Annotated in this window: 9 protein-coding genes; all 9 read left to right on the top strand. The window is 39.5% G+C overall.

The window, feature by feature from the left end; all coding sequences use genetic code 11:
- Positions 1-383, top strand: a 383-nt coding sequence (locus DIZ30_RS13695; RefSeq protein WP_267896183.1) for an FGGY-family carbohydrate kinase, incomplete at its 5' end; no start/stop codon positions are given.
- Between the two features lie 119 nt (positions 384-502).
- Positions 503-970 carry a DNA starvation/stationary phase protection protein gene (locus DIZ30_RS08275; RefSeq protein ID WP_002297290.1) on the top strand — a complete coding sequence of 156 codons (468 nt, stop codon included), beginning with the start codon at positions 503-505 and terminating at the stop codon, positions 968-970.
- A gap of 534 nt (positions 971-1,504) precedes the next feature.
- The gene (rplM, locus tag DIZ30_RS08270) at positions 1,505-1,933 is read left to right on the top strand and encodes a 50S ribosomal protein L13 (protein ID WP_002323724.1); all 429 of its coding nucleotides are present in this window, start codon (positions 1,505-1,507) and stop codon (positions 1,931-1,933) included.
- Positions 1,934-1,948: 15 nt separating this feature from the next.
- Positions 1,949-2,341, top strand: coding sequence for a 30S ribosomal protein S9 (gene rpsI, locus DIZ30_RS08265; RefSeq protein WP_002287505.1), 393 nt, complete (start codon positions 1,949-1,951; stop codon positions 2,339-2,341).
- A 528-nt stretch (positions 2,342-2,869) separates the two neighbouring features.
- Complete coding sequence (locus tag DIZ30_RS08260; protein WP_002303696.1) at positions 2,870-3,124, top strand: hypothetical protein; 255 nt, start codon at positions 2,870-2,872, stop codon at positions 3,122-3,124.
- Between the two features lie 163 nt (positions 3,125-3,287).
- Positions 3,288-4,205, top strand: coding sequence for an ATP-binding cassette domain-containing protein (locus DIZ30_RS08255; RefSeq protein WP_002287502.1), 918 nt, complete (start codon positions 3,288-3,290; stop codon positions 4,203-4,205).
- Positions 4,198-4,980, top strand: a complete 783-nt coding sequence (locus DIZ30_RS08250; RefSeq protein WP_002324451.1) for an ABC transporter permease subunit — start codon at positions 4,198-4,200, stop codon at positions 4,978-4,980. The genes DIZ30_RS08255 and DIZ30_RS08250 overlap by 8 nt, the downstream gene beginning before the upstream one ends.
- Positions 4,981-5,661 carry a response regulator transcription factor gene (locus DIZ30_RS08245; RefSeq protein WP_061573447.1) on the top strand — a complete coding sequence of 227 codons (681 nt, stop codon included), beginning with the start codon at positions 4,981-4,983 and terminating at the stop codon, positions 5,659-5,661.
- A complete protein-coding gene (locus DIZ30_RS08240; RefSeq protein WP_002326086.1) occupies positions 5,654-6,550 on the top strand; it encodes a HAMP domain-containing sensor histidine kinase in 897 nt (298 codons plus the stop codon). Before DIZ30_RS08245 ends, DIZ30_RS08240 begins: the two co-directional genes overlap by 8 nt.
- Positions 6,551-6,737 lie beyond the last annotated feature (187 nt).

The following is a 6,737-nucleotide window of genomic DNA, read 5'->3' as shown; positions in this document are numbered from 1 at the left end:
GTCTCAATCTTTATCGGATTTTAAAAGGAGTTTGCCAGGAAAATCAGCTCACAGAGATCCGTGCTACAGGCGGGTTTGCTCAATCTCCGATTTTTCGTCAGATGATGGCTGATGTACTGGGTTACCCGCTTGTTTTCCCTACTGTCACAGAAGCATCCGCATTAGGAGCTGTGATTTTAGGCTGGCGAAGCATCGGAAAGATCCAAAGTATCAGTGAAGCACAGGAATTGATAGAATTGAAAGAGCAAGTTGGAGTACAAGAAACTGATCATAAAAAATATCAGAAAATCTATCCATTATTTGTTTCGACACAAAAGTATTTAGCACAGACTTATCAGCAATTTGCTCAACTGCGAGAAGAATTAGCTGATTCTGAAAAATGATTGGCTTTACGGATAAAAAAGCGAACTGAAAATCGTTCTCAGGTAAATGATTTTGTTGTACTTTTCATTGAAAGTCTACTATTATTTTAAGTGTAAGAAAATGTTAGGAGGCAAGAAAGATGAAATTCCAACAAACCAAAGAAGTATTAAATCAATTAGTTGCAGATCTAAGCCAAATGTCTGTTGTTGTTCACCAAACACATTGGTACATGAGAGGACCAGGTTTCCTTACATTGCACCCAATGATGGATGAGTTCATGGATGATTTGAACGCTCAGTTAGATGAAGTATCCGAACGCTTGATCACATTAGACGGTTCACCTTATTCTACATTGCGTGAATTTGCAGATAACACAAAAATCCCTGATGAAATTGGCCGCTGGGATCGTACTATTCCAGAACGTTTGGAAACACTTGTTGCAGGCTATCGTTATCTAGCAGATCTTTACCAAAAAGGAATCGAAGTTTCTGGAGAAGAAGGCGACGATCCAACACAAGATATCTTTATCGAATTCAAAACAGCCACAGAAAAACGTATCTGGATGATCCAAGCTCATTTGGGCAAAGCGCCAGAGATCGACGCGTAAAAACTGTTGTTGAACTTGACCGAAAAAGAGGTTGTGAAATCAGCGTTTTGACCTGAGTATTAGAGAAACAAACGTCAAAATAGTTCCTCATATTTTGCCGTTTTTTGAGCTAATACCGAGGGTCAGCTGATTGAACACCGTTTACCAAGAGGTCGTAAGCCTGCCGTTCAGCTCCGAGTCACAAGAAACAATTTCAAAAAACAGCTTCTTATGTTTTATGGATATTGTGACTTGTGACCGAAGAGTTGGCAGGAGAACACCGTTTATTCAAAATAAGGGGTTGTGACAAGACTTTTGTCACAGCCTCTTTTTGTTTTTTATTTTGACAGGAAACGACCCTTTTATATAAAAGAAAGAAAAAGAAGTAAAGTTTCATATAAATTTTTCAATCAAACAGAAAAACGTTGACATTGACTAGATTAGCGGGTAATATGTTAAATGGTATTGTTTGCCCCACAAAGAGCCCCGGAAACTCGAAGTGTATGTCAAACATCAGAACTTAAATTGGAGGAAAATAACGTGCGTACAACATATATGGCCAAACCAGGCGAAGTAGAACGTAAATGGTATGTAGTAGACGCAACTGATGTTCCATTGGGACGTCTTTCAACAGTTGTTGCATCTGTACTACGTGGTAAAAATAAACCAACTTTCACACCTCATTTGGATACTGGCGATTTCGTCATCGTCATCAATGCAGACAAAGTGAAATTAACAGGTAAAAAAGCGACTGACAAAATTTATTACCGTCACAGCAACTACCCAGGAGGATTGAAATCAATCACTGCTGGCGAATTGCGTGCTAAAAATTCTCGTCGTTTGATCGAAACTTCTGTAAAAGGTATGCTTCCTAAAAACACTTTAGGCCGCAAACAATTTACAAAATTGAACGTATACGGTGGAGCAGAACATCCACATGCAGCACAACAACCAGAAGTTTTAGACATCACAAACTTAATCTAATAGGAGGGAATTTCATTGGCACAAGTTCAATATATCGGCACAGGCCGTCGTAAAAACGCAGTTGCTCGCGTACGTCTAGTACCAGGAACTGGCAAAATTACTGTAAATAAAAAAGATGTTGAAGAATACATTCCACATGCTGACTTGCGTGAAGTAATCAATCAACCTTTCGCTGTTACTGAAACAAAAGGCGCATATGACGTATTTGTTAACGTAAACGGCGGAGGATACGCTGGACAATCAGGAGCTATCCGTCATGGTATCGCTCGTGCATTGCTAGAAGTTGATCCTGACTTCCGTTTAGCGCTTAAACGTGCTGGCTTGCTTACACGTGACGCACGTATGGTCGAACGTAAAAAACCAGGTCTTAAGAAAGCTCGTAAAGCTTCACAGTTCTCAAAACGTTAATTGCGATTATCGTTCGAGTTCACGAGTTACGAGAATCGTACTGGGCGAAGCAATGCTGAGCGCAGTTACCTTAATCCTAACTTTTCTGGCACTTTCCACAATTTGGAAAGTGCCTTTTTTGTGTTTTTAGCTATGTTAATAGGTAGGATTCTTGGTCTATAATATCATTCGATCTATAAACAAACGGGAAAAAGATAAAGTATCATCAAACAATATTATTTATCCGCTTCTGAGGTTGTGACAGAAGTGGTCAGCTTCAAGAAATAAGAAGGAATTTACAAAAATTGCTTCTCATGTTTGATAAATATTGTGACTTGTGACCGAGGAGTTGGCAGGAGAACACCGTTTATTCGGAAGAAGGGATTGTGAAAAGTCTTTTGTCATAACCTCTTATTTGGTAGCTAATTGTAAATCCCAAACGGCATGTATTATTTTTCATAAGTCCGTTTTTAAGGATTAATGTTTTCTTTTGCTTTTTATATGGTCTGGCTTCAGCGAGAAGTTCCAACGCATATACAAGGACGTCTGATGTCAACGATAACAACGATTACCATGGTGGCCAGTCCACTTGGATTAGCACTGTTTGGTGCGCTCTTTGATTGGAAGACAACGCAACCACGTCTGCGAGACAGTCTAATTTTTCTGGGAGGGAGTCTTGCTATAGTTATCCTTATAACCGGTCTGGTAAAATTACTCAAGCTTGATCTGAAAGAAGCAAAAATTTTCAGTGAAGAGGAATACAGAGAAACGACTTTGGTCGAAAAGAAAGAATCAGGAAACTGATACAAGCGTATAACAAACTGCCTGATAATAGGAAAGACACGTATTGTCCGATTGTTTTTTTTGACATTCAATTGGAAAATTTACACTTTCTTTATACATTTCTGGCTGCTTTCTTTATACCCGTCAACTATACTTCACTTATCAATAAGAAAGAAGGATAAGTATGGATTTTGGAAATGAAACGGTCTTGAAAGCAACTGGTATAACCAAAAAATACGGTGCTGCCAAAGCATTAGATAAAGTATCAATCGAAATCAAACGTGGAATGATCTATGGATTGATTGGGGAAAATGGAGCGGGTAAGTCTACCTTTATGAGAACTATTATGGGTTTGATCTCGATTGATGAAGGTTCGATCGAATTATTTGGAACGACGGATTTGCAGGCAGCAAGACGACGTATGGGTCAATCGATTGAAACCCCTGCTCTTTATCCAGAATTAACTGCAAGAGATAACCTACGTATCCAAGCAGCGAACGGCGGTGTGTCGGATAGAGAAATCGAAGACCTGCTGAAAATGATGCGATTGGAAAATACAGGGAAAAAGAAAGCAAAGAATTTCTCTTTAGGTATGCGCCAGCGTTTAGCTATTGCAAATGCACTGATCACGAATCCAGAATTTTTGATTTTGGATGAACCGACGAATGGGATGGATCCAGCAGGGATGGCAGAAATGCGAGAAATCATCCAACGTTTGGTAAAAGAACGGGGCATCACCGTCTTGCTTTCTAGCCACTTGCTAGATGAATTGTCACAGATCGCCACTCACTATGGTATTTTGCATGAAGGACACTTGATCAAAGAATTATCGAAAGAAGAATTGGCACAAGAATCTCGTCAATTTATAAAAATTGACACTTCGGCGACGGAACAAGCAGTAACGGTTCTCGACTCTCTTGGTTATAGGGATTATTTTGTCCAATCTAGCCGTGTTATCCAGCTTTTTGAAGGAATTGACCAAGTAGCAGCCATCAATCAAGCATTGGTAGAGGCAAAAGTTCCTGTGGATGGTATCCACCTAGTTGGGCAAAAACTGGAAGATTATTTCTTACAATTAACTGGAGGCAATCCACATGTTTAATCTATTAACTGCTGAAAAAATAAAAGTATGGAAGAGCCGTAAAATGTGGGTCTCACTAGGACTGATGGTCGTACTTCCGCTTTTTTATTCTTGGAACGAATGGTATATGCATACAAAATACGGCAATGAATTAAACCAAGCAACGGATACAGTCATCAACGGTGCAACAGGGATTTTAATGGTGGAAAAAATGGCTGCATGGATTCTTCTGGCTTTCGCAGCATTTGCGTGCTTTTATATTGGGGAAGAATTTCAAAACGGTACGATTCGCAATACGTTATCTTTAGGACGGAATCGAATGACTTATTATGTGTCGAAACTTCTCGTTACGCTTTTGATCACAACACTTGGCGTGGTTTTGATCACGGGACTAGCCATGCTTGCTTACACACTTGCTTTCGGATTTGGTGAAGTTGAGGGAATCAAAAACTATGGAAATTATGTTCTAAAAGTATTTCCTGTATTGCTTCTGCTGACATTAGGGACATTATCTGTTCCAGTGGCTTTGACATTCATCACTAGAAGTACCAGTGTCAGTTTGCTTCTTTCTTTTCTTTATATCATGGGAACGGCCTTCGTTCCCGGTGTTTTCGCAAAAATCAAAGGCTTGGAATTTCTAACGGAGTGGTTTACGGAAACGTGGCTCATGTATACGGACTTTGCGCAACAAGCAACTTATTCGCAAGCACCGAAAATGATTCTGGTCAGTCTAGTAACAATCGTGGTATCATCAGCTCTAGGAATGTTTATTTTCCAAAAATCTGACATTAAGTAGGTGGTCCTGCTGGAAACTATTTTGATTATCGAAGATGATGAAGCTGTTCATTCCTTACTGGAGGAGGTTCTTGAACAGAGATACAAACTTCTTGATGCTTATTCAGGTACGGAAGGAAAATTATTGTTAAGCACATATCCTGTCGATTTGATCCTTCTAGATCTCATGCTTCCAGGGCTTTCAGGTGAAGCATTGTTAGCAGAAATCCGACAGACATCGAATGTTCCGATCATCGTTCTTTCAGCAAAAAGCGATCAAAGAGATAAAGTTTCCTTGTTGGCAGCAGGAGCGGATGACTATGTGACGAAACCATTTGATATCGAAGAACTGTTGTTACGAATCGGCATCCAACTTCGTCGTCAGACTTCTGTCCAAGTAAAAGATCTGTCGCAATGCATCTATTACAAGGAAATCTTACTGGACAAAGAGTCAAGGGATGTAAATGTGAATGGTGTGACTGTCCATTTGACAGGAAGAGAATTCGATCTGCTGAAGCTTTTTTTAGAACATCCGAAAAAAGTATTTTCGCGAGCAAATCTTTATGAAACAGTTTGGCAAGAACCATATTTTGATAGTGAGAAAACAGTGAATATGCATATTTCCAATCTTCGAGGGAAGCTAGCAAAGGCACGTGCTGTGTATATTCATACGGTGTGGGGAGTGGGGTTTAGATTTGATTAAGTGGCTGTTGCTTCTCGTTGTTATCTTTATGGGAAGTTTTATTTTCTTCCTGCAAAGGGAAATCAAGCGATTAACTAAGAAAATCGCCACTCTTTCTGAACGACAAGAATATGGTGGTCGTCTCTCAGTCGAATTTCGAGAAAAGAATCTAATGGACCTAGTAGATGCACTGAATAGATGGGTGGATGAAAATGAACAAAAAGGACAAGTATTTCAAGAAATGGAAGAAAACATCAGACTATCGATTGTCGGCCTTTCTCATGATCTCAGAACTCCTTTGACTGCTATTAACGGTTATGTACAATTACTGGAACAGGTAGAGGATACGAAGAAACGGGAGAAGTATTTAACGATCATCAAACAATCTGTTGCAAGATTACTCAGTATGACGGATCAGTTTTATGATCTTGCTCGAATAGAGACGAAGCAAAAAGAAATGGATCTCCATACGCTTTCTTTTTCTAAAGAGGTGGAAGAAGTATTTTTCTCTTTTTATGAACAATTTTCTGAGAAAAATATCGAGGTAGCGTTCGCTGAACACTCGATAAATACAACTGTATTAGCAGATCCGCTCATGTTGCTGCGAGTGCTGCAAAATATCATACAGAATTTATTGCGTTATGCAGATGGACAAGCAAAGGTGACATTTTCAAAAGAGGATCCATTCATTCGATTAACAGTGGCCAATCCTATCAAACCAGGAACGCAAACCTCTGTTGAAAAAGTCTTCCAGCGTTTTTATACCGAAAATACCAGCCGCACAAATACGGAATCTAGCGGAATCGGGCTTTACCTGTCAAAAAAATTGGTGGAAGGAATGGGAGGAGAGATGACCGCTAGATTAGACGGGGGCATCTTCTCCATCTCCGTCAAGTTGCGGAGGGTTTAATTGGCTCTAATTTACCTGAAGTGAATGACAAAAAAATTGTATCTCGTTTTAAAGACATCTTCTTTTTTGGAAGGTGTTTTTATTTTGGTGTGATTGATACGAATTAGGTAACGAAGATAGTTATTTTTGTACCCCCTTTTCAAATAGCGCAACAGTGCTATACTAAAACTAACAAATCAAGGAACGG

This window comes from Enterococcus sp. H57, assembly GCF_003112495.1.
Classification (GTDB): Bacteria; Bacillota; Bacilli; order Lactobacillales; family Enterococcaceae; genus Enterococcus_B; species Enterococcus_B faecium.
The sequence above is the reverse complement of the archived record's forward strand: the minus strand, read 5'-3'. Positions and strand labels throughout refer to the sequence as shown.

Bases quoted from the DNA above. Each gene is read 5' to 3' on its own strand.
- DIZ30_RS08275 (WP_002297290.1), top strand. From the start codon at position 503: ATGAAATTCCAACAAACCAAAGAAGTATTAAATCAATTAGTTGCAGAT.
- rplM (WP_002323724.1), top strand. From the start codon at position 1,505: ATGGCCAAACCAGGCGAAGTAGAACGTAAATGGTATGTAGTAGACGCA.
- DIZ30_RS08260 (WP_002303696.1), top strand. From the start codon at position 2,870: ATGTCAACGATAACAACGATTACCATGGTGGCCAGTCCACTTGGATTA.
- DIZ30_RS08255 (WP_002287502.1), top strand. From the start codon at position 3,288: ATGGATTTTGGAAATGAAACGGTCTTGAAAGCAACTGGTATAACCAAA.
- DIZ30_RS08250 (WP_002324451.1), top strand. From the start codon at position 4,198: ATGTTTAATCTATTAACTGCTGAAAAAATAAAAGTATGGAAGAGCCGT.